Below are 19,459 nucleotides of genomic sequence, written 5' to 3'. Positions count from 1 at the left end.
ATATGAAACTATTATTTAAGTTTGATGATTCAAGTTTTTATAAATCAACTTGTGTGTTTTTAAATGATGAAAATCACTCCTGGAGAGATGAATATGTACGTATATATTTAGATACTTTAAAATTTGATAGTAGTATTACATTAGCCGATTTATCTATAGATAAAGATTATGTTAGTACGGATGTGATGGATGCAGTAATAGATAAGGATAAGGTATATTTGGGATTCTCCTTGTATTTACCTGAAGATAGACCTGCAGATTATGATCCTAGTGAAGAAATATATTATATTATAGATAGAGAGGAGTTAATGTATTTAGCTAGACGCTGGTATAGTTTCATTGAAAGACCTGTAGAATTAAAGCATCCAAACTACCAAGAAATTGTTGATTCAGAGGAGGCTTATAAATGACAGTCATGATCGGTGGACATTCCGCTTTAGGCAATATCCGTGTTGAACGGATATTATACACTTATCCAAATGGTGTATATCTTGCACAAATTTCCGCGTTTGATAGTGAAACCAATCAATATATTGCAAAAACCAATAATAATGGGGAGACCTTGATGTTTCCCCAAACATGGACGGCAGATCGCATCAAAGTGGAAATTAATTCTGCTTATATGAATCAAGTAGATGATTTAGATCCTATTCGTAAAGCTGAAGGTATGTGGGTTGGCATTTCAAATTCAGGCGTGCGCATAGAAGGCTATACCTATCCTGTCGTGACTGCTTTTCCAAGTGCTGAGCAGGAGTGAAGATGAAGCTTATTTTTACGTATATTCAGCATAAAGGGCAAATTATTCCAACTTGCCATTTAGAGGAAAATCACCAACTAAATCCATTAACCGGTTATTTGAATGATCCAATGGGAGGTCCAAATTATTTCTCTTTTTTAGATCATTCATTGTCAATCTTAACAGATGAGACGATTCAAGAAGCAGATATTTCATCCAATTCTTGGTGTGTTGAAGTGATGAACGATCAAGTGAATTTTTATTTTCTCTTTGCCCAAGAAGAGGAGTCACTTTATCTCACTTTACCGCGTGGAATTATGATTGATGTGTTGAGGTTATGGCTGATTTTCCGAAGTCAAGAACCGGAAGAAGGCTTAACACAGCGCTTAGAATTTTAAGTTGAAAGTGCGGTTGATTTTCAAAGAGTTTTAAAACTTCTCGAAAATTGACCGCACTTTAAATTTACCCTGTAGCGTGCATCTTGATGCACGACCTATCCATCTCATGCGCGTATTTTCATTTCGTGCAACAAGTTGCACGCTACGAGGCGACCTATCCATCTCATGCTCGTGTTTTTATTCGTGCAACAAGTTGCACGCTATGAGGCGATCTATCCACCTCATTAGCGTATTTTCATTCGTACAACACGTTACATGAAATGTGGGGAATGGAGTTTTGATATCGTCTATTTCCGGTGAAAATTTCCTGCGCCATCGCTTTTTTTGAGGTAAAGCAATGTCCATAGCAAGGCTATGCCGAAGAGGGTGGAAGTGAGGAACGTGTAGCTGAATGCCTGTTGTAGTTGCTCGCCTTGTTCGCCGATAACATGGCGGTAACGATCTAAAATGACGGCAGAGACGGCGATGCCGATGCTGATGCCGACTTGTTGGATGACGCTGAGGTAGGTAGCGCCTGTGCTGGCATTGTGGTCGCTGAGTTCACAAACAGTGAGGGTGTTGATGGCAGTGAAGATAATGGACATACAACAACCATACCACGCCAAAACGCAGACAAGCAGCCATAATGCAGCGTGTTGATTAAGTAGGCTCATAGCAATAACTGCAAGCGTCATGGAAAGTGCGGTGGAAATAAGCGTTGTTTTGTAGCCGAAACGCGCTAAGACTTTGCCGGCAAAGGATTTCGTGATAATGGAACTGAGTGCAATGGGCGCAAGTAACCAACCGGCAATATCAGCGCCGTAATGAAAGACGAGCTGTAACATCAAAGGCATGAGGAAAGGAATGCCCGAGGCGGTTAAACGGATAAAGATGTTGGCAATCATGCCAATACGAAACGTACGAACCCGAAAGACATTCAGCGGTAACAACGGATTTTGCGCACGTTTTGCGTAGAAATAATAAAGCAGAAAACTGATGAAACCTGCGCTTAACATGACGGCAGTGAGCCCTGAATTGGCGCGCTCTTCCGACAGCAAGTCCAACCCGAGGGTAACGCCTGCTAAGCCCCCCGCAAATAAGATGAAACCAATCCAATCCAGCTTCTTTATTTTTCCTGTGCTATTTGGCATATAACGCCCGGCAAATACTATGCCGAGTACGCCGATGGGAATATTAATTAAGAAAATCCAATGCCATGTGGCATGTGTGACCAACCAACCGCCCACGATAGGCCCTAATACAGGGCCGATAAGCCCTGCCATCGCCATAGCGTTCCACGCAGCAACCAACTGGGTTTTGGGCACATTCCGAATGATCGTTAAACGCGCAACAGGCATCATCAACGCACCGCCCACGCCTTGCAAAATCCGTGACCCAATCAAGGCGTTTAGCGAATTTGCCATGGCACAAGCCACCGATCCCAACACAAAAACCCCCACGGCAGCACGGAAAACATTTAACGTGCCATATTTATCTGCCATCCAGCCGGTGAGTGGAATAAACAAGGCAACCGTAAGTGAATAGCTGATAATCGTCATTTGCATTTCTAATGGCGATTCATTCAGGCTGGCGGAAATCGCCGGCAACGCGGTATTGAGAATCGTTGCGTCAAGGGATTGCATAAACAATGCCATGGCGGCGATAAGGGCAAGGTGTCGGTAATGTTGATGCTGACTCATAAAAATACGCTTAAATTTCACCGCACTTGTGTTGGTACCACGCCGCAATAAAGTCGGCAATTTGCTCGATGTGATTGATGTCTAAAACCGGTTTTTCGCAGGCTAACGAATAATCGGTCGCCACGGCAAGAACATAGTCGTCAAGCGCCGGCAATGGCTTTGTCATTCCTTGGCGATGAAGCAGAATTTTTTCAATCGGCTCTTGCTTAAAGCCTTCCACCAACACAAAATCGGTTAATGCACGGTCAAATTGTTGGGCTAAATAAGGCAAAGAGACACTTTGTGGCGTTTCCGTCATTAACGCCCAACGTTGATCACAGGCCATAATCACTTGCGCCGCGCCCGCCTCTTTCATGCGCCAACTGTCTTTGCCTTCTTTGTCAATTTGCGCATTGTGATGACTATGTTTAATCACGGCTGGGCGTAAATTGCGCTGTTGCAATGCCGGTAACAATTTTTCTAATAATGTGGTTTTGCCGCTACCGCTGTAACCGGTAATGCCAAGCATGGGAAGCATAGGTGATCCTTAGAGAGGGTTGAATGCGGTTGATTATATAACAACCTGAGGCAGAAAAGGAATTCACCGACATGGAGGCGTTTTTGGTTTTCTCTTGCGTTTTAGCGTACTTTCCGCGCCGTTTGTTGTAACATATCTTCTTTCTTAAGGCATTGTCGAATAGGATGCCTTAATCCGTACCCGAATAATCGCGAGTAATATGACGCCATGAAAAAACCGCACGTGTTTCCACATACCTCTTGGGCTGCAAAATCGCTCTGGTCGATTGAATTGAAATCCCTCAGCGTTTTGCTATGCGCCTTAACGAGCATTGGATTCGGCGAGGGGTTGTTATTGTTGTCGGATTTAGGCTCTGCGCCCTGGACGGTATTATCCCAAGGCGTGGCGACACAAGGACAGTTTAGCGTAGGTTGGGCCTCTTGGATGATCAGCCTCATTGTCATGTTGGCGTGGTTTCCGCTAAAACTCAAACCCGGGCTTGCCACCGTCATAAACATTTTTGTAATTGCGTTTGTTTTGGGCGTAACAACCTATTTACTGCCAAAACCCACCGCACTTTATGCCCGTTTTGCTTATGCCATTGTTGGCATTTTATTGTTTGGCATCGGCACTGCTTTTTATTTAACCTGCCACCAAGGCTCCGGCCCACGAGATGGCTTAATGGTCGGCTTATGCCAACATTTTCATTGGAAAATCGGCATCGTGCGCACGTCTATTGAAGTGTTGGTCTGTGTGTTCGGGTTCCTACTTGGCGGCGTATTAGGCATTGGCACGCTCATGTTTGCCTTCGGCATTGGTTGGGTGGTGCAATACACCTTATTTTTTATCAGCCGCGTGCCATATTTTCGTCATAAAACCGATAATTTCCTCTAGCTTTTCCTCAATCTTAATTTGCGTTAAATCCGTTTGGCTGGTTTTATCATTCGGTGGGCAGAACGCTAAGTGCTTATGGGCATCATTAATCGGCTGCCAACGCAAAGGCGTCGCGGAACGACGGCTTGGGTAAAATCCGATGGTCGGTACGTTTAACGCACCGCTTAGGTGCAACGGTCCGGTGGAACCGGCGATAAATAAATCAGCACAAGCTAAAGAATGCGCAAAATCCACCAACCCTTTATTTTTATCATAAATCACAACGCGTGGATCCTGCACTAATCCCGCTAATTCATGGGCTTTTTCACTTTCAGTTGGGCCGGCGGTTAAAATCACATAGACATCCAAATGGCACAAGAGACCTTGGATTAATTGCGCATATTGCGTAAGCGACAAATTATTGGCAGAGCCGCCGGAGCCACTGTGTAGAAAAATCCATTTTTTCGAGGTATCGATCTGGAGCTGGTCGCACAAAAATTTACGCTGAATATCCACCGCACTTTGCTCAAAGGAAAGATACGGTGTGCGTGGCTCAACCACAGGGATTTTGTGATCGCGTAAAAAGGCACGCGCCAAATCCAAGTTATATTCAAATTCTGGCTTGGCCGATTGAGAACGGCGTTGCGTTAAACGATGATTATAAAAAAACTGTACCCATTTGGTCGCTGGTGCCAAGCGGTAAGGAATACGGCATTTCCACGCTAACTTGGCGTTATGTGTATTGGAAAAGAAGCTGATCATCGCATCAAATTGCCGTGCTTTAATCTCACTGACAACGCGCTGAAATGCCATTTTGTCGTTTTTAGGTGCATCAATGAGCACATCATCTAAATAAGGGCAAGTGCGCGCCAGCTCAGCCGTGTAAGACGGCACAAGTGCGGTCAGTTTTAGTGATGGATCCGATGCTTTTAACATCGCAAACGCCGGCCACGCCAACATAAAATCGCCCAATTTATCGTTTCTGATCACTAATACATTCATGATGAAGTTTCCATTCTTTAGCCCAAATTGGGCGTATTCTAGCCCGACTGCGACAGATTAAAAAGAGTTATGCCAATGAAAATCGCCTAATTAACTAATTGTAAAATAAATGCAACATTCGTCACATTTTTGTTAAATTCCTTGAATTTCCCCTGAAAAACAACGGATTGCCTATAGAAGTGATGAATTTTTTCTGTTACATTGAAAATCCTTTCCTGATAGATAAGAAAAATTTATTTATCACATAAATTTTCCTATTGTTAAGCCTTCAATATGGATTGAGGTCAATAACCATCAAAAAGAGGACAGTCTATGAATTTTAATACCTATGAAACCCTCGCATTAGCCGGCTTTGTGCTGTTGCTTGGGTATTTCCTTGTAAAACGTATTTCCATTTTAAAAAACTATAATATTCCTGAACCCGTTGTCGGTGGTTTTTTAGTCGCAATCGCATTGACCGTGTTATACCAAGGTTGGGGCATTTCTTTTACGTTTGACACCAACTTACAAACTGCCATGATGCTTGTCTTTTTCTCCTCTATCGGGTTAAGTGCAAACTTTGCTCGCTTAGTAAAAGGCGGCAAGCCGTTAATTATTTTTGTTATTGCGGCCGCAATTTTAATCGCTTTACAAAACATCTTAGGCATCGCAGGTTCTTTATTGCTGAATATTGATCCGGCCTATGGTTTAATCGCCGGTTCCGTTACCCTCACCGGGGGGCATGGTACCGGTGCGGCTTGGGCTAAAACCTTTACAGAAACCTTCGGATTACAAGGCGCCACTGAATTAGCCATGGCTTGTGCCACCTTTGGTTTGGTGTGCGGCGGTGTGATTGGTGGCCCGGTCGCACGCCATTTATTAAAGAAAATGCGTCGTGATGAAAGCCCTGAAAATGATGAACATAGCGATATTCAAGAAGCCTTCGAACATCCAACGTTCCAACGTAAAATTACTACCCGTTCATTAATTGAAACGATCACCATGCTTGTTTGTTGCTTGTTGGTGGGACAATTTTTATATGCGCAAACCAAAGATACTGCGTTAGCCCTGCCAGCCTTCGTATGGTGTTTATTTACCGGTGTGATCATTCGTAACACCCTCACCCATGTGTTTAAATTTAACGTGGCGGATTCCGCCGTGGATGTACTGGGTAACGTCGGTTTATCTTTCTTCCTTGCCATTGCGTTAATGTCTCTCAAATTATGGCAATTAGCCGGATTGGCATTACCGGTGATGATTATTTTGGCATTACAAGTGGTACTCATGGCAGCCTTTGCCATTTATGTGACCTATCGCATGATGGGCAAAGACTACGATGCGGTGGTGTTAAGTGCCGGTCACTGTGGATTTGGCTTAGGGGCAACACCAACCGCCGTTGCCAATATGCAAGCCATCACCAGTCGTTTTGGACCGTCTCACAAAGCCTTCTTAATCGTTCCGATGGTCGGTGCTTTCTTTATTGACTTGGTGAATGCGGCATTGTTGAAAGTCTTTATGGTGGTTGTCACTGCCTTACATTAATATTGTAAAAAAATAAAAACCCTATTGAGGCATCAATAGGGTTTTTTATTATAGCCATAGCTATAAAAACCATACGCTATGCGTATGGAGTCCTTCCTCGTAGCGTGCAACTTGTTGCACGAATAATTAACCTCGATGCGTAATTTACGATTTTGTGCGTAGCATACATCTTGTTGCACGAATAATTAACCTCGATGCGTAATTCACGATTTCATGCGTAGCGTGCATCTTGATGCACGACCAAATTACGCACGGAACGTTATTTAACGCTTTCGGGCATTCATGATTTCGTGCAACAAGTTGCACGCTACGATTCACAAAAATAGTAATATGAAAATAAACACGGTGACCGGTTTTCACAAGCCCCTTGAGGGGCTTGTGAAGTATAGGCCTTATAGGGGAGGGGAGCCTAAAAACCGCACGTTTTAGGTGAGGATTGTTATTGTTTATTTTTATGCGTTTTTCACCGGAATTTCTGCCAATAATTTCGTGATTAACGACCAATAAATTTGTACCGCAGGAATATGGACTTTTTCATCCGGCGAATGGGCGTTTTTAATGGTTGGCCCGATGGACACCATATCCATGTTCGGATAGATTTTCTTCAACAAGCCACATTCCAGACCGGCATGAATGACTTTAATTGCCGGCTCATAGCCTAAAACCTCTGCATAAATTTTGTGAGTTAAATCCACAATTTCAGAATGCGCTTGTGGTTCCCACCCTGGATAATTGCCGGCAAATTCTACGTTTGCGCCACTTAATGCGGCTAATGATTTCAACATTGCCGCCACATACTCTTTACCACTTTCGATTAAAGAACGCACTAAAATCGTGGCTTTCACTTGTGTGTCTTCCGTTTTTAGCACGCCGACACTTAATGAGGTTTCCACCACATTGTCCAACACATCACTATTGCGAATCACGCCGTTCGGTAACACATTCAACAAATGAATAAGACGTTGGCTGTCGGCAACAGAGAAAGTTTGCGGTGCTTTTTCGGTAGCTTGTAATGTCAAGGTGAAGTTTGGTTCAATTAATGCCAATTCGTTTTTTAATAAAACGTTGAAATTTTCCATCGCACTTTTTAACGTGGCAACATCGCCATCAAAAGCCAAGGTTGCAAACGCTTCACGCGGAATCGCATTGCGCACGGAACCGCCACGAATATCGCTCAAGGCAAAAACAAAGTGCGGTTGATTTTGTGAAAATTCTGCTAAGAAACGTGCCAAGACTTTAATGGCGTTGGCGCGCCCGGTGTGAATATCGCAACCGGAGTGGCCGCCTCGTAAGTCTTTTAACACCAGCTGATAACTATGTGTGAAGGCATTATTTTCATATTGAATCGGGAAAAGGATGTTCGCATTTTCACCGCCGGCACAGCCGACATAAATTTCCCCATTTTCTTCGGTGTCGGTATTGATCATGATTTCACTTTGTAACCAATTGGCGCGTAAACCAAGGGCGCCTTCCATGCCGCGTTCTTCGGTCATGGTGAGTAACACTTCCAAATCTGGATGAGCGATATCGTCGCTGTCTAAAATGGCTAAGGTGGAGGCCATGCCGATGCCGTTATCCGCACCTAAAGTAGTGTTAGTAGCGTGCACCCATTCGCCATCAATGTAAGGCAAAATCGGGTCGGTAGCGAAATTATGGTGGCAGCCTTCATTAGCTTGTGGCACCATGTCTAAATGGGCTTGTAGGGCAACTTTTTTGCGGTTTTCCATGCCTTTTGTCGCCGGTTTGCGGATTAAGACGTTGCCCGCTTCATCACGTTCTGCATAAAATCCTTTACCTTTTGCCCAATTCACAATGAATTCCGCCAGCTCATTTTCTTGATAAGATGGATGCGGAATGGCACAAATTTGATCGAACCATTTCCAAAGTGAATTCGGACTGAGTTGTTGTATTTCTGACATATTTCCTCCTTAAAAATGAGTGAAAATAATAGCATAAAATGCCATTTCAGGTTATCCTAACGCCATTTTATTTCTTGGGCTATGCGCCACAAAAATCCTGAAAGGTGAATATTTATGAGTGAAAAATACGTTGTGACGTGGGATATGTTTCATATGCACGCACGAAAATTATCCGAACGCTTACTTCCCGCTTCTCAATGGAAAGGCATTGTTGCTGTCAGTCGTGGCGGCTTATTTCCGGCTGCCGTATTGGCCCGTGAGTTAGGCATTCGCCATGTGGAAACCGTGTGTATTGCCAGTTATAATCATGACAAACAAGGCGAATTGCAGGTGTTACACGCAGCACAATTAGACAATGGCGGTGAAGGTTTCATCGTGATTGACGATTTAGTGGATACCGGCAACACCGCTCGCGCCATTCGCGAAATGTATCCGAACGCCCGTTTTGTTACCGTTTTCGCAAAACCGGCCGGCGCGGAATTGGTGGATGATTATGTGGTGGATATTCCACAAAATACGTGGATCGAACAGCCTTGGGATATGGGCATTTGTTTCGTTCCACCGTTGGCTCGAAAATAATGTAAAAAGCCACCGCACTTTTTATTCATCGCGCTGGATGGTTTAGTCTATCGAATGCGCTATATAAAGCCCGCCGATTAGCCTGATGCTAAAAAGTGGGTTTTTATTTTTAATGACAAAGAAAATATATTAAAGGTTGCAATGATGATAGAGAACTCATGCCTAAAGATTAAAACAGAAACGACGCTTTTTTCTCGCTATCGTTCCTCTTCCATCAAAACACTGCCGATATTGACCGCACTTTTCTGCGCTATGCCTCTGGCTTTTGCTGCGCAAGAGGATAATTTATCAAAAATTCATCAGCAAATTCAACAACAAAAACAGAAAATAGAGCAGCAAAAGCGGGAACAGCAGAAACTACAGAGCACATTAAAAACTCAAGAAAATCAGATTAATTCGGTGATCGGGCAATTACGTCAAACGGAATCCGATTTAAAAGAAATTCGCAAAACGATCAGCGATACCGATAGACAAATCAAACAGTTACAAAAACAAGAAAAAGAGCAAAAAGCCAAACTGGCGAAGCAATTGGATTCTGCCTATCGTTCCGGCACGAATCCATCGGTGGCGGAGCGAATGCTGTCCGATAAAGGGCAAAATGCAGAACGCATGAAAGCGTATTATGAGCATTTGAATCAAGTACGGATGGGGTTAATTGAGGAGCTGAAGAATACGCAGGAGCAGCTGGCAAAACAAAAAGCCGCCATTGCAGAACAACATAAAACGCAACAAGCGCAACTTGCCGGACAGAAAAAACAGCAGCAAGAATTGCAAAAAGTACAGAAGGAACGCCAATCTACGCTGAACCAACTGAACCAAAACTTAACGCGAGATGAAAATAAATTAGAAGCGCTGAAAGCCAACGAAAATGCCTTGCGCCAAGAAATCCAGCGTGCGGAACAGGCGGCGCGTCAGCAAGAACAGCGTGAGCGTGAGGCGTTAGCACAGAAAAAACAGGCGGAAGAAACGAAAAATCACAAGCCTTATCAACCAACAGCGCAAGAGCGCCAACTGTTGAACAGCACCGCCGGGTTAGGCACACCGAAAAAACAATATGGTTTTCCGGTGGTGGGCAAAGTCGTGAACAGTTTTGGTTCAACTCAAATGGGCGAGTTACGCTGGAAGGGGATCGTGATTGCGGCGGGCGCCGGTACACCGGTGAAAGCTATTGCTGACGGGCGGGTGATTCTCGCCAACTGGCTGCAAGGTTACGGCTTAATGGTGATCGTGAAACATGGCGATAGCGATTTAAGTTTGTATGGCTATAACCAATCGGTTACGGTGAAAGAAGGGCAGCTCGTGAAAGCCGGCCAAAAAATCGGTGAAGTGGGCAATAGCGGTGGCCAATCGAAAAGCGGATTGTATTTTGAGATTCGTCGCAAAGGCGTGGCAGTAAATCCGTTGGGTTGGTTGCGATGAATTGGGTGATCAGAAAAACGTTGTTGTTGGCGACTGCACTTTTGGCGGCACCCTTTGCCTATTCTGCCAAGCTTGCTATTGTGATTGACGATTTAGGCTATCACGCAAAAGAAGATGCCCAGATTTTGGCAATGCCGAAAGCAGTGTCGGTGGCGATTATTCCGGCTGCGCCTTACGCCAAACAACGTAATCAACAGGCGTTCCAACAAGGGCGCGATATTCTCATTCATATGCCCATGGAAACGCAGTCTAAAATGAAAATTGAAGACGGCGGGTTGCATTTGGGAATGTCGCAAGGGGAGGTGAATCACCGAGTTCAAACCGCTCATAATATTGTTTCCAACGCCATTGGGATGAATAATCACATGGGCAGCGCCGCCACGGCAGATGGGCCCTTAATGACCAAATTAATGACCGCACTTCGTGAGCGTCATTTGTCTTTCCTCGATAGCCGCACTATTGGCCGCAGTGTGGCAGGTAAAATGGCAAAAGAACAAGGTGTGCGGACGTTAGAACGGCATATCTTTTTAGACGACAGCGATACGTTTGCTGATGTGCAACGACAATTTCAAGCTGCCGTGCAATATGCGCAGAAACACGGTATCGCCATTGCTATCGGGCATCCGCGTAAAAATACTATTGCCGTCTTGCAAGCGGGCATCACCAATTTGCCGGCGGACGTGCAGCTTGTTTCTATGGGCAGTTTGTGGCGAAATGAAAAAATCGCACCGCCAAAACCTTTTATGCTTCTCTTTAGCGAAATGCCTTCGCCTACCTCCATTCCACCTTATACCGCAGTGCCATTGTTGCGTGGTGTGCCTTAGTCTTGCCGTTTGGTTAGACAGATGCTTTAGAAAGTTTCTGTAATAGTCTGTCCATCGCACGATAGCCAAGAGCTTCGGCTAAGTGTCGCTGGCGAATGTGCTTTTCCCCTTCTAAATCCGCAATAGTGCGGGAAACCTTGAGTATGCGGTGGTATGCCCGCACAGACAGCCCGAGTTTGGTCAACGCATTTTCTAAAAATAACGCGTCTTTCTCTTCCAGTTTACAATCTCGTTCAATTTCTTTGCTGGTTAAATGGGCGTTAATTTTGCCGGCACGTTGCAGTTGAATGGCACGGGCGGCTAAGACTTTCTCTCTCACTATGGCACTGGATTCGCCACGGTCGCCGCTATTTTGCAGGCTACCTTGTGGCAGCAATGGCACCTCAATGGACAAATCGAAACGATCTAAAAACGGGCCGGAGAGGCGATTCAAATAGCGCATGATTTGTTGTGGCGATGTGCGGTTATGGGTGCCTTGATAATGCCCTGTCGGGCTGGGATTCATGGCGGCAATCAGCTGAAATCTTGCCGGAAATTGAATCTTGGCATTGGCGCGGGAAATGATGATTTCACCACTTTCTAAAGGCTGGCGGAGGGCGTCCAACACCTTGCGTTCGAATTCAGGCAATTCATCCAAAAACAACACGCCATTGTGTGCAAGGGAGATTTCCCCGGGTTTTGGAATCGAACCACCACCCACCAATGCCGGTGTGGAGGCGCTGTGGTGAGGTGCACGAAAAGGACGCTGTTTCCAGTTGTGAAAATTCAGTTCATTTTGTACAAGGCTTGCAACCGCGGCAGTTTCAATAGCTTCTTGATCGGTCATTTCCGGCAGTAATCCGGTTAAGCGACTGGCAAGCATGGTCTTTCCTGTGCCGGGCGGGCCTAAAAATAACAGATTGTGCTGCCCGGCCGCGGCAATCATTAAAGCGCGCTTGGCATGTTGTTGCCCGATGATGTCTGTCAGATCTTTGGGATTTTCAGGGAAAAAATCCACCGCGCTTTGAGTTTTGATGTCACCGGCAAGAGGCAGCTCTCCTTGTTCATTAAGAAATTGCACCACCTCCAATAAAGAATTCGCGTAATAGGTTTCTTGCTCGGAAACCAGTGACGCTTCGTTGGCATTGCCTTGTGCAATAATGCATTTTCGCTTGGCTTGTTTCGCCGCCAGAATCGCAGGGATGACGCCATGCACGGCACGCAGTTGACCGGTCAAGGCAAGTTCGCCGATAAATTCAAACTGTTTTAATTTTTCCGGATCGATATAACCAAAGGCGGCAATCATACCGATGGCAATAGGCAAATCAAAACGTCCGCCTTCTTTGGGTAAGTCTGCCGGGGCAAGGTTGACGGTAATGCGCTTGGCAGGATATTTAAATTCAGCATTGAGCAACGCACTGCGAACACGGTCTTGGGCTTCTTTCACCGTTTTTTCCGGTAACCCAACCAGCGTAAAACTTGGCTTACCGTTGCTCAAATGCACCTCAATGGTGACCAGTGGCGCTTGAACACCCATGGAGGCGCGACTGTAAACGATGGCTAAAGACATATTGGGCTCCGTAATGCTGAAGAAAGAAGAAAAAGGCGGAGCGCCAAAATAAAAAAAGTGCGAAATGAAAGACATTCACACCGCACTTTTTTGCGATCAGAATCGCAGAAATGGCTTTTTTTAGGCAAAAACCGGGGCAAACCACGCATCTAATTTGGCGGCCAAGCGATCAATCCCGGTGCGTTTCAAGGCAGAAAACGCTTCCACTTGAATGTCCCCTTGGAACGGTAAAATCGCTTCACGCACCATTTTGACCTGTTTGCTGCGTTCGCTTTGACTCAGTTTATCCGCTTTCGTAAGCAGTAATAACACCGGTTTTTCAGAGGCCACCGCCCATTCAATCATTTGCTGATCCAAGTCTTTGAGCGGATGGCGAATGTCCATCAAAATCACAATTCCGGCAAGACATTCGCGTTTTTGCAAATATTCACCAAGAGCTTGTTGCCATTGCAATTTCATTTGTTCCGGCACGGCGGCATAGCCATAGCCCGGCAAATCCACTAGCTTGCATTGTGGCTCCACCTCAAACAAATTGATGAGCTGGGTACGCCCCGGAGTTTTTGATGTGCGAGCAAGGTTTTTCTGATTCGTTAAGGCATTTAGTGCGGTTGATTTTCCTGCATTGGAGCGACCGGCGAAGGCGATTTCAACGCCACTGTCTTCCGGCAGACTTTTGAGGTTCGGCGAACTGGTTAAAAAATGGGTTTTGTGATAATTCAGTTTAATCTCTGACATGATGTGCTTTGTGTCCAAGGTGATAAATTGCCGGCTAGGATACTTTATCAACCGCAAAAAAACGACAAAAAAATGCAAAAAAGGGGAGATTATGCGAAAATGCGCGCCAACTTTATTTCTATTTTGATTGTGGCATCCAATGACTCAACACGCTCTTTATCAATGGCCTCATCCTCTCGCTTTGTATCCGGATCGAGGTAAAAAATCGTATCGCATAAAACGTTTACGTTATCGCTTACGTTCCCTTCTTCACCGACAAGCCATTAAAAAATTTGAATATTTTGTCAATCAGAACGCGTCGCTCGTGCCTCTGCTGAATACCCGCCCGGATTTTAGCTATCCTTTGGCGCACCGTTTTTTGGATAAACGCTTTAGCGCCAAACAACGCTTGGAGGCCATGTGCGACAACCTGACATTTTTACCGGAAAAATTGACCGCACTTGGTTTGCCGCCGTTGTGGCAACACGCCATTTCTTTTGGTGAAGTGATTCCTGACTTTGAGCTTAAATTAATGCTTAGCGAACATCAGCCGATGGAAGGCTTTTGGACATTGGAATTGATTCATTCACCAAGCCAAGAATTGGTGTATTTATTGACCTTCGGCAAAGTGCAACAGGCGCTTTTAATTGCGGTGATTCAAGGGCCGAATTTTGAAGGTTCAAAAGACATGGTGAAATTGCTGACCAAGAAATGTCATGGATTGCGTCCGGCTTATTTGATGGTGGAAGCCATGAAAGCCCTAACTAATGTGTTAGGTTATTCCGCTTTGTGGGGCATTCCGCATAAATATCAAAACAAATCCCGCATTGTGCAAAGCAAACGTTATGTGGTGGATTATGATGCGATTTTCGCGGAGTCTGCCGGCACGTTAAAAGATTATTGGGAATTGCCACTGCATTTTGAAACCAAAAATATGGACGATATTCCAAGCAATAAGCGTTCTATGTACCGTAAACGTTATGCCATGTTGGAACAATTACAGGAAAATATGGCGACTGCACTCAAAGTGCGGTAGAAATTTAACGCAAACATACGTTTACTTCCCCATTTTCTCTCACAGGGAGACTAGAAATTTTATGAAAAAATTATTCATCGCCGTTTTAGTTGCCGGCGTGATGGGACTCACAGCTTGCCATGATAAAGACACCCAAAAGCAAGTAGAAACAATCGCCCAATTAAATGAACAGGTTGCGACCTTGCAAAAACAGGTAGCTGATTTAGCGGAAAATCAAATGATTCGCGTAGAACCGGAAGTGCTATTTCGAAAAACAGAAAAGATTCCCTCCTCCACAAGCGAGGGAAACGATCAGGAATGGCATCAAGTGAAATTTGATATTACCACGTTAAAAACGTCTTCAGATTGGTTAACCGAGTTATTATTAAATGAAGTCATTAAACAGTTTGGCGTAGATAAAAATATAAAAATCGATAATAAGCAACAATTTATCGAATTTTTACAACATAACATGGCAGAAGCACTCAAAGAGGCGAAAGAATACGAAATGTCAGCCTATGAAACCCAAATGCTGACCGAATATTTAGGGCAACGGGAAAATATTGCCACGTTTACCATTTTCTCACACAATTATACCGGTGGTGCGCACGGTCTTTATGGGACGGATTTTGTCCTTGTGGATTTAAAGAAAAAAGCAGTAATTAAAGTGGAGGATATTTTCGTTAAATCCGCACAAGATAAATTAAAATCTTTATTGTGGGAGAGATATAGAAATCAATATCGCAATGAACAAGGTGAGCTTATCGAACCGTTTATGTCAAAAGATGATTTCTATGTCAGTGAAAATGTCTATTTTTCTCGTGAGGGTATTACGTTTGTTTATCCGCCCTATGCATTAGGATCTTATGCTGAAGGAGAAAAAGAATTGACCCTGTCATTTTATGAAAACGATTTAAAAAGCATATTAACCCCTGAATTCCAATTTTTAGCCAAAGATACACCCGAATAAATCGGCATAAAAAAGAGTTGATATATCAACTCTTTTTTATATCCCATCAATAACATGATGATATTCTGCTAATTATTCGAAATGGTTAATTCTCGACTTCTAAATGAAGAATATGCGGTGATTGTTTTAATAATGCATATAATTCATGTGCGGTTTCTTTATTATTCATTGCACAACGGAGCGTTAATTTTGTTTCACCGTTGCCCTGATCTTTAATATTCATATTTTCAATAAGATGATGATGTGCTTTTAATAACAAGATAAATTGACCAATGGCTTCAGCGGAAGAAAGCGTGGCGCTAATGCGTGTTTTTCCTTTCTTTTCGTGACGACGAACCCATTTATGCACATAAGGACTTAAGCGAATCGCAACAAGGATCATCATCGTGGCAATAAGTGCATCAAAATAAAATCCCGCCCCTGACGCAATGCCAATACCTGCCGCCGCCCAAATGATCGCCGCCGTAGTTAACCCTGAAATGGCATCATTGTGTTTACGTAAAATTACCCCGGCACCAAGAAAACCGATACCACTAATCACCTGTGCCGCCAGCCGCATAGGATCGGTGCGGATATTTTCAGACACTTGGGCATAATGCTCGGCAGATTGAATGGAGACAATGGTTAGCACGCACGTCGTCACCGCAATAATCATGCACGTTTTCACACCCACCGGTTTGGCTTTGAGTTCTCTTTCCAAGCCGATAATTCCCCCAAGCACCATGGCAAAGAGGATTTTAATGAAAATGAAGACATGGCTGTCTTGGGTAAAATCGGCGATAAATTGTGTTAAGTCTGTCATGGTTTTAGTCGGTCAGTTGCAGTAAGTGATAAAGTTGTTGAAGCTCGGTTGTCGTTAAAGTGCGGTAACTTTTCGGCGGTAAATTTTTAACATCAAAGCCGGCCTGCCGATAACGAATCAGACGCAATGTCGGAAAACCGATGTGGGCGGTCATTCTGCGGACTTGTCGATTTTTTCCCTCGTGAATTTGAATTTCTAACCACGAGGTTGGAATCTGCTTCCGTTCACGAATAGGTGGCACACGCGCCCATAAAAAATCCGGCGGCAAAATCGACCGCACTTTCGCCGGTTGTGTCATGCCATCTTTTAACAACACGCCTTTACGCAGTTGTTCCAACGCCTCTTCGTTCGGAATGCCTTCCACTTGCACCCAATACGTTTTCGCCATTTTAAATTGCGGATTCGCCAAACGATGTTGAATTTCTCCGTTATTCGTTAAGAGAAGTAAGCCCTCGCTGTCTTTATCCAACCGCCCAATAGGATACACATCAGGAATATCAATAAAATCCTTTAAGGTGGCACGACCCTCACCATCGGTAAATTGGCTGAGCACATCAAAAGGTTTATTAAATAAAATCACCTTTGTCTGGGAAAAATTTAAAGAGGCTTTCGGCGGTGTTTTTGTTTTTTTGCCGAAGATTTTCGTTATTCTTTGCTTGGGCGCACGTAAATGAGGCCTTTTCATCACGGAGGCTATCCTCGTTATTCAAAATTACGCTCAATCTTACTCTTTTCTTTTTAAAAAGAAAAATTTCCAGTAGAATGTGCGACTTCAGCTCATCGGATGAGTGAAAATTACTCTACTTTTACTTTTATTGCCATCAAGTGATTGATTTTATTGTAACAATTATATAGTGGCGGACTTTACAAAAGGATCATTTATGAAAAAGCCCTTAAATACTGTTCGGAAACTTTCTACCGTCTCCGAATTCACTTCTTCAAAAGCTATTCTAAGTGCAGCACTGGTTGTCGGTGGCTTACAATTTAGCCCTTTCGTTTCAGCTTTTCCTGTATTAGTCGGTGCGGATAATATAGAGGTTGGTATCTACTCTAAAAATGAGAAAATAAATCCACTTCAAGAACTGAAGATTGGGGCAATGGATGTTGGTAAAACAGCAGCAGGAGAGATTAAGACGACTGATGGCGTTATTTCTTTAGGTAATAAAGATATGCGGCTTTATCGTCAGTTGCAGAATGTGGGTGCCGGACAAATTTCTGCAACGTCCACAGATGCTGTAAACGGCTCTCAGCTTTATGCCTTGGCGAATGCGACAAAGGGCATTTATGATGATGTTGAGGGTATCAAAAAGCGAATTTATACCTTTAACATTGCTAATAACGAAAAAGTTTTAACAACTACTAGCGGTAAAGCGGATGAATGGAAGACTACTGCTGACGATACATTAACTTTAGGTGCCACTAATGAACTTTCTGTGACGACAGACGGAAGTGGTAAGATTGTCTATGGTTTTTCAGAAACCTCCAAGAAAACTTTGAAAGAGGCGAAAGACGCAGCAACAACGGTCACGAATTCCCTTACAGCGATTAACGCATCCGTTAAAAAAGCAGAAGATGCGGCAAAAGCAGCAAAAGATTCAGAAACCGCAGCAAAAGCATCAGAAACCGCCGCACAAACTGCAGAAACTAACGCTAAAGCCTCTGAAACTGCTGCTCAAACTGCGGAAACCAATGCTAAGGCATCTGAAACCGCAGCGAAAGCATCAGAAACAGCCGCGCAAACTGCAGAAACCAATGCTAAGGCCTCTGAAACAGCTGCAAAATCTGCAGAAAACAATGCGAAAGCTTCTGAAACAGCAGCAAAAACTGCGGAAACTAATGCGAAAGCCTCTGAAACTTCCGCAAAAACGTCAGAAGTTAACGCTAAAGCATCAGAAACCGCTGCACAAACTGCAGAAACCAACGCTAAAGCTTCTGAAACTGCCGCAAAAACTTCAGAAGATAACGCTAAAGATTCAGAAATAGCAGCAAAATCCGCAGAAACCAATGCGAAAGCCTCTGAAACAGCTGCGCAAACTGCAGAAACCAACGCTAAAGTCTCTGAAACAGCAGCAAAAACTGCGGAAACCAATGCTAAGGCATCTGAAACCGCAGCAAAAACTTCAGAAACTAACGCTAAAGATTCAGAAACCGCCGCAAAAGTTTCTGAAAATATGACGCAAGCATTTGCGCAAACTGCAGAAAAAGCAAGAGATGAGGCCGTTTTAGCACAGAATACAGTGACTGCCGAAGCGAACGGTATTAAACGCATTATTCAATCCTCAAATGAACAAGGCGAGATTAATAAGGAAGCGGCAACAGTAGATGGTCGTAATTCCACTGCTGTCGGTTCGTCTGCACAGGTGCAGGGAGATAATTCCTCTGCATTCGGTTCCCAGGCTAAAGTAGTGGCGAATAAGGCCGTTGCTGTTGGGCAAGGTACTCGCGTTTTGGCTGAAAATTCCGTCGCCTTAGGACAAGGTTCCGTGGTTGATCGAGGTGAAATCAATACGGTTTCAGTGGGGAATGCAACAACAAAACGTCGTGTAACAAATGTTGCGGATGGGATCAATGCTCATGATGCGGTAAATGTGAAGCAGCTTAATGAAGTAAAATCATCCGTGGATTCTGTACGTAAGGATTTGCAAAAGAATGATAAAAAATTGCGTGGCGGTATTGCCGGTGCTGCGGCGCTTGCTAATATTCCTCAAGTTACTCAAGCCGGTTCTAACTTATTAGGCGTTGGCGTAGGTAATTATAGAGGTGAAAGTGCCGTTGCTGTAGGCTATTCAAAAGCAAATGAATCTAATAAAGTCATTTTCAAAATGAGTGGTTCTGCAACAACCCAAGGTGATTTCAATGTCGGTGCCGGTATTGGATATCAATGGTAGTTTTTAGTACCCGGGTTTAAATTTACGGATATCATGCCTGTTTTCGGATTATCATGCCGGAAACAGGTATTTTTT

Annotated in this window: 19 protein-coding genes; 11 read left to right on the top strand and 8 right to left on the bottom strand. The window is 44.0% G+C overall.

The window, feature by feature from the left end; genetic code table 11:
• The first annotated feature begins 2 nt into the window (after window positions 1-2).
• The 3 genes from AC30SF_RS00690 to AC30SF_RS00680 are packed head-to-tail and all read left to right on the top strand — an operon-like array spanning window position 3 to window position 1,134.
• Window positions 3-410, top strand: coding sequence for a DUF5376 family protein (locus tag AC30SF_RS00690; RefSeq protein ID WP_489607238.1), 408 nt, complete (start codon window positions 3-5; stop codon window positions 408-410).
• A complete protein-coding gene (locus AC30SF_RS00685) occupies window positions 407-757 on the top strand; it encodes an EndoU domain-containing protein (protein ID WP_489607237.1) in 351 nt (116 codons plus the stop codon). The genes AC30SF_RS00690 and AC30SF_RS00685 overlap by 4 nt, the downstream gene beginning before the upstream one ends.
• 2 nt (window positions 758-759) lie before the next feature.
• Window positions 760-1,134, top strand: coding sequence for a DUF5376 family protein (locus AC30SF_RS00680; RefSeq protein WP_209363621.1), 375 nt, complete (start codon window positions 760-762; stop codon window positions 1,132-1,134).
• Window positions 1,135-1,421: 287 nt separating this feature from the next.
• Here the strand turns inward: AC30SF_RS00680 and AC30SF_RS00675 are convergent, their stop codons facing one another.
• Window positions 1,422-2,813 carry a DHA2 family efflux MFS transporter permease subunit gene (locus AC30SF_RS00675; protein ID WP_489607236.1) on the bottom strand — a complete coding sequence of 464 codons (1,392 nt, stop codon included), beginning with the start codon at window positions 2,811-2,813 and terminating at the stop codon, window positions 1,422-1,424.
• A gap of 10 nt (window positions 2,814-2,823) precedes the next feature.
• Window positions 2,824-3,330: a molybdopterin-guanine dinucleotide biosynthesis protein MobB gene (gene mobB / locus AC30SF_RS00670; protein WP_489607235.1), complete on the bottom strand. Its 507-nt coding sequence runs from the start codon at window positions 3,328-3,330 to the stop codon at window positions 2,824-2,826.
• 207 nt (window positions 3,331-3,537) lie between these two features.
• Between mobB and yczE the strand changes: the two genes are divergently transcribed.
• The gene (yczE, locus tag AC30SF_RS00665; RefSeq protein ID WP_315543455.1) at window positions 3,538-4,203 is read left to right on the top strand and encodes a membrane protein YczE; all 666 of its coding nucleotides are present in this window, start codon (window positions 3,538-3,540) and stop codon (window positions 4,201-4,203) included.
• Here yczE and AC30SF_RS00660 read toward each other — a convergent pair.
• Window positions 4,147-5,187, bottom strand: a complete 1,041-nt coding sequence (locus tag AC30SF_RS00660; RefSeq protein ID WP_489608290.1) for a glycosyltransferase family 9 protein — start codon at window positions 5,185-5,187, stop codon at window positions 4,147-4,149. The two genes, yczE and AC30SF_RS00660, sit on opposite strands and share 57 nt — an antisense overlap.
• A gap of 309 nt (window positions 5,188-5,496) precedes the next feature.
• On the opposite strand from AC30SF_RS00660, the gene gltS reads away from it, so the two are divergent.
• The gene (gene gltS / locus AC30SF_RS00655; protein WP_489607234.1) at window positions 5,497-6,705 is read left to right on the top strand and encodes a sodium/glutamate symporter; all 1,209 of its coding nucleotides are present in this window, start codon (window positions 5,497-5,499) and stop codon (window positions 6,703-6,705) included.
• Between the two features lie 452 nt (window positions 6,706-7,157).
• On the opposite strand, the gene AC30SF_RS00650 is transcribed toward gltS, so the two are convergent.
• Window positions 7,158-8,624 carry an aminoacyl-histidine dipeptidase gene (locus AC30SF_RS00650; RefSeq protein WP_489607233.1) on the bottom strand — a complete coding sequence of 489 codons (1,467 nt, stop codon included), beginning with the start codon at window positions 8,622-8,624 and terminating at the stop codon, window positions 7,158-7,160.
• A gap of 114 nt (window positions 8,625-8,738) precedes the next feature.
• Here AC30SF_RS00650 and gpt point away from each other — a divergent pair, with 114 nt between their 5' ends.
• From gpt to AC30SF_RS00635, 3 genes are all read left to right on the top strand, one after another.
• Complete coding sequence (gene gpt, locus AC30SF_RS00645) at window positions 8,739-9,203, top strand: xanthine phosphoribosyltransferase (RefSeq protein ID WP_021616013.1); 465 nt, start codon at window positions 8,739-8,741, stop codon at window positions 9,201-9,203.
• Between the two features lie 252 nt (window positions 9,204-9,455).
• Entirely contained in the window at window positions 9,456-10,622 is a 1,167-nt protein-coding gene (envC, locus tag AC30SF_RS00640) for a murein hydrolase activator EnvC (RefSeq protein ID WP_489608289.1), read from the top strand.
• Window positions 10,619-11,446 (top strand): divergent polysaccharide deacetylase family protein, encoded by an 828-nt coding sequence (locus AC30SF_RS00635; protein ID WP_489607232.1) that lies wholly within the window; start codon window positions 10,619-10,621, stop codon window positions 11,444-11,446. The genes envC and AC30SF_RS00635 overlap by 4 nt, the downstream gene beginning before the upstream one ends.
• 13 nt (window positions 11,447-11,459) lie before the next feature.
• Here AC30SF_RS00635 and AC30SF_RS00630 read toward each other — a convergent pair whose 3' ends face one another.
• The gene (locus AC30SF_RS00630; RefSeq protein ID WP_489607231.1) at window positions 11,460-12,995 is read right to left on the bottom strand and encodes a YifB family Mg chelatase-like AAA ATPase; all 1,536 of its coding nucleotides are present in this window, start codon (window positions 12,993-12,995) and stop codon (window positions 11,460-11,462) included.
• Window positions 12,996-13,115: 120 nt separating this feature from the next.
• Window positions 13,116-13,730: a ribosome biogenesis GTP-binding protein YihA/YsxC gene (gene yihA / locus AC30SF_RS00625; protein WP_290521734.1), complete on the bottom strand. Its 615-nt coding sequence runs from the start codon at window positions 13,728-13,730 to the stop codon at window positions 13,116-13,118.
• A gap of 139 nt (window positions 13,731-13,869) precedes the next feature.
• Here yihA and AC30SF_RS00620 point away from each other — a divergent pair, with 139 nt between their 5' ends.
• Both AC30SF_RS00620 and AC30SF_RS00615 read left to right on the top strand, forming a co-directional pair.
• Window positions 13,870-14,745, top strand: coding sequence for a VirK/YbjX family protein (locus tag AC30SF_RS00620; protein WP_489607230.1), 876 nt, complete (start codon window positions 13,870-13,872; stop codon window positions 14,743-14,745).
• Between the two features lie 61 nt (window positions 14,746-14,806).
• Window positions 14,807-15,694: an RsiV family protein gene (locus tag AC30SF_RS00615; protein ID WP_489607229.1), complete on the top strand. Its 888-nt coding sequence runs from the start codon at window positions 14,807-14,809 to the stop codon at window positions 15,692-15,694.
• Window positions 15,695-15,779: 85 nt separating this feature from the next.
• Here the strand turns inward: AC30SF_RS00615 and AC30SF_RS00610 are convergent, their stop codons facing one another.
• Both AC30SF_RS00610 and AC30SF_RS00605 read right to left on the bottom strand, forming a co-directional pair.
• Window positions 15,780-16,496 (bottom strand): MgtC/SapB family protein, encoded by a 717-nt coding sequence (locus tag AC30SF_RS00610; protein ID WP_021616021.1) that lies wholly within the window; start codon window positions 16,494-16,496, stop codon window positions 15,780-15,782.
• 4 nt (window positions 16,497-16,500) lie between these two features.
• A complete protein-coding gene (locus tag AC30SF_RS00605; RefSeq protein ID WP_489607228.1) occupies window positions 16,501-17,181 on the bottom strand; it encodes a pseudouridine synthase in 681 nt (226 codons plus the stop codon).
• A 196-nt stretch (window positions 17,182-17,377) separates the two neighbouring features.
• Here AC30SF_RS00605 and AC30SF_RS00600 point away from each other — a divergent pair, with 196 nt between their 5' ends.
• The gene (locus tag AC30SF_RS00600) at window positions 17,378-19,384 is read left to right on the top strand and encodes a YadA family autotransporter adhesin (RefSeq protein ID WP_489607227.1); all 2,007 of its coding nucleotides are present in this window, start codon (window positions 17,378-17,380) and stop codon (window positions 19,382-19,384) included.
• The last annotated feature ends 75 nt before the right edge of the window (window positions 19,385-19,459 follow it).

Source organism: Aggregatibacter valvarum (genome assembly GCF_980468985.1).
The sequence above is the reverse complement of the archived record's forward strand: the minus strand, read 5'-3'. Positions and strand labels throughout refer to the sequence as shown.

Bases quoted from the DNA above. Each gene is read 5' to 3' on its own strand.
- AC30SF_RS00690 (WP_489607238.1), top strand. From the start codon at position 3: ATGAAACTATTATTTAAGTTTGATGATTCAAGTTTTTATAAATCAACT.
- AC30SF_RS00680 (WP_209363621.1), top strand. From the start codon at position 760: ATGAAGCTTATTTTTACGTATATTCAGCATAAAGGGCAAATTATTCCA.
- gpt (WP_021616013.1), top strand. From the start codon at position 8,739: ATGAGTGAAAAATACGTTGTGACGTGGGATATGTTTCATATGCACGCA.
- gltS (WP_489607234.1), top strand. From the start codon at position 5,497: ATGAATTTTAATACCTATGAAACCCTCGCATTAGCCGGCTTTGTGCTG.
- AC30SF_RS00610 (WP_021616021.1), bottom strand. From the start codon at position 16,496: ATGACAGACTTAACACAATTTATCGCCGATTTTACCCAAGACAGCCAT.
- AC30SF_RS00630 (WP_489607231.1), bottom strand. From the start codon at position 12,995: ATGTCTTTAGCCATCGTTTACAGTCGCGCCTCCATGGGTGTTCAAGCG.
- AC30SF_RS00620 (WP_489607230.1), top strand. From the start codon at position 13,870: ATGACTCAACACGCTCTTTATCAATGGCCTCATCCTCTCGCTTTGTAT.
- AC30SF_RS00650 (WP_489607233.1), bottom strand. From the start codon at position 8,624: ATGTCAGAAATACAACAACTCAGTCCGAATTCACTTTGGAAATGGTTC.
- AC30SF_RS00615 (WP_489607229.1), top strand. From the start codon at position 14,807: ATGAAAAAATTATTCATCGCCGTTTTAGTTGCCGGCGTGATGGGACTC.
- AC30SF_RS00675 (WP_489607236.1), bottom strand. From the start codon at position 2,813: ATGAGTCAGCATCAACATTACCGACACCTTGCCCTTATCGCCGCCATG.
- AC30SF_RS00605 (WP_489607228.1), bottom strand. From the start codon at position 17,181: ATGAAAAGGCCTCATTTACGTGCGCCCAAGCAAAGAATAACGAAAATC.
- yihA (WP_290521734.1), bottom strand. From the start codon at position 13,730: ATGTCAGAGATTAAACTGAATTATCACAAAACCCATTTTTTAACCAGT.
- AC30SF_RS00635 (WP_489607232.1), top strand. From the start codon at position 10,619: ATGAATTGGGTGATCAGAAAAACGTTGTTGTTGGCGACTGCACTTTTG.
- mobB (WP_489607235.1), bottom strand. From the start codon at position 3,330: ATGCTTCCCATGCTTGGCATTACCGGTTACAGCGGTAGCGGCAAAACC.
- AC30SF_RS00600 (WP_489607227.1), top strand. From the start codon at position 17,378: ATGAAAAAGCCCTTAAATACTGTTCGGAAACTTTCTACCGTCTCCGAA.
- yczE (WP_315543455.1), top strand. From the start codon at position 3,538: ATGAAAAAACCGCACGTGTTTCCACATACCTCTTGGGCTGCAAAATCG.
- AC30SF_RS00685 (WP_489607237.1), top strand. From the start codon at position 407: ATGACAGTCATGATCGGTGGACATTCCGCTTTAGGCAATATCCGTGTT.
- envC (WP_489608289.1), top strand. From the start codon at position 9,456: ATGCCTCTGGCTTTTGCTGCGCAAGAGGATAATTTATCAAAAATTCAT.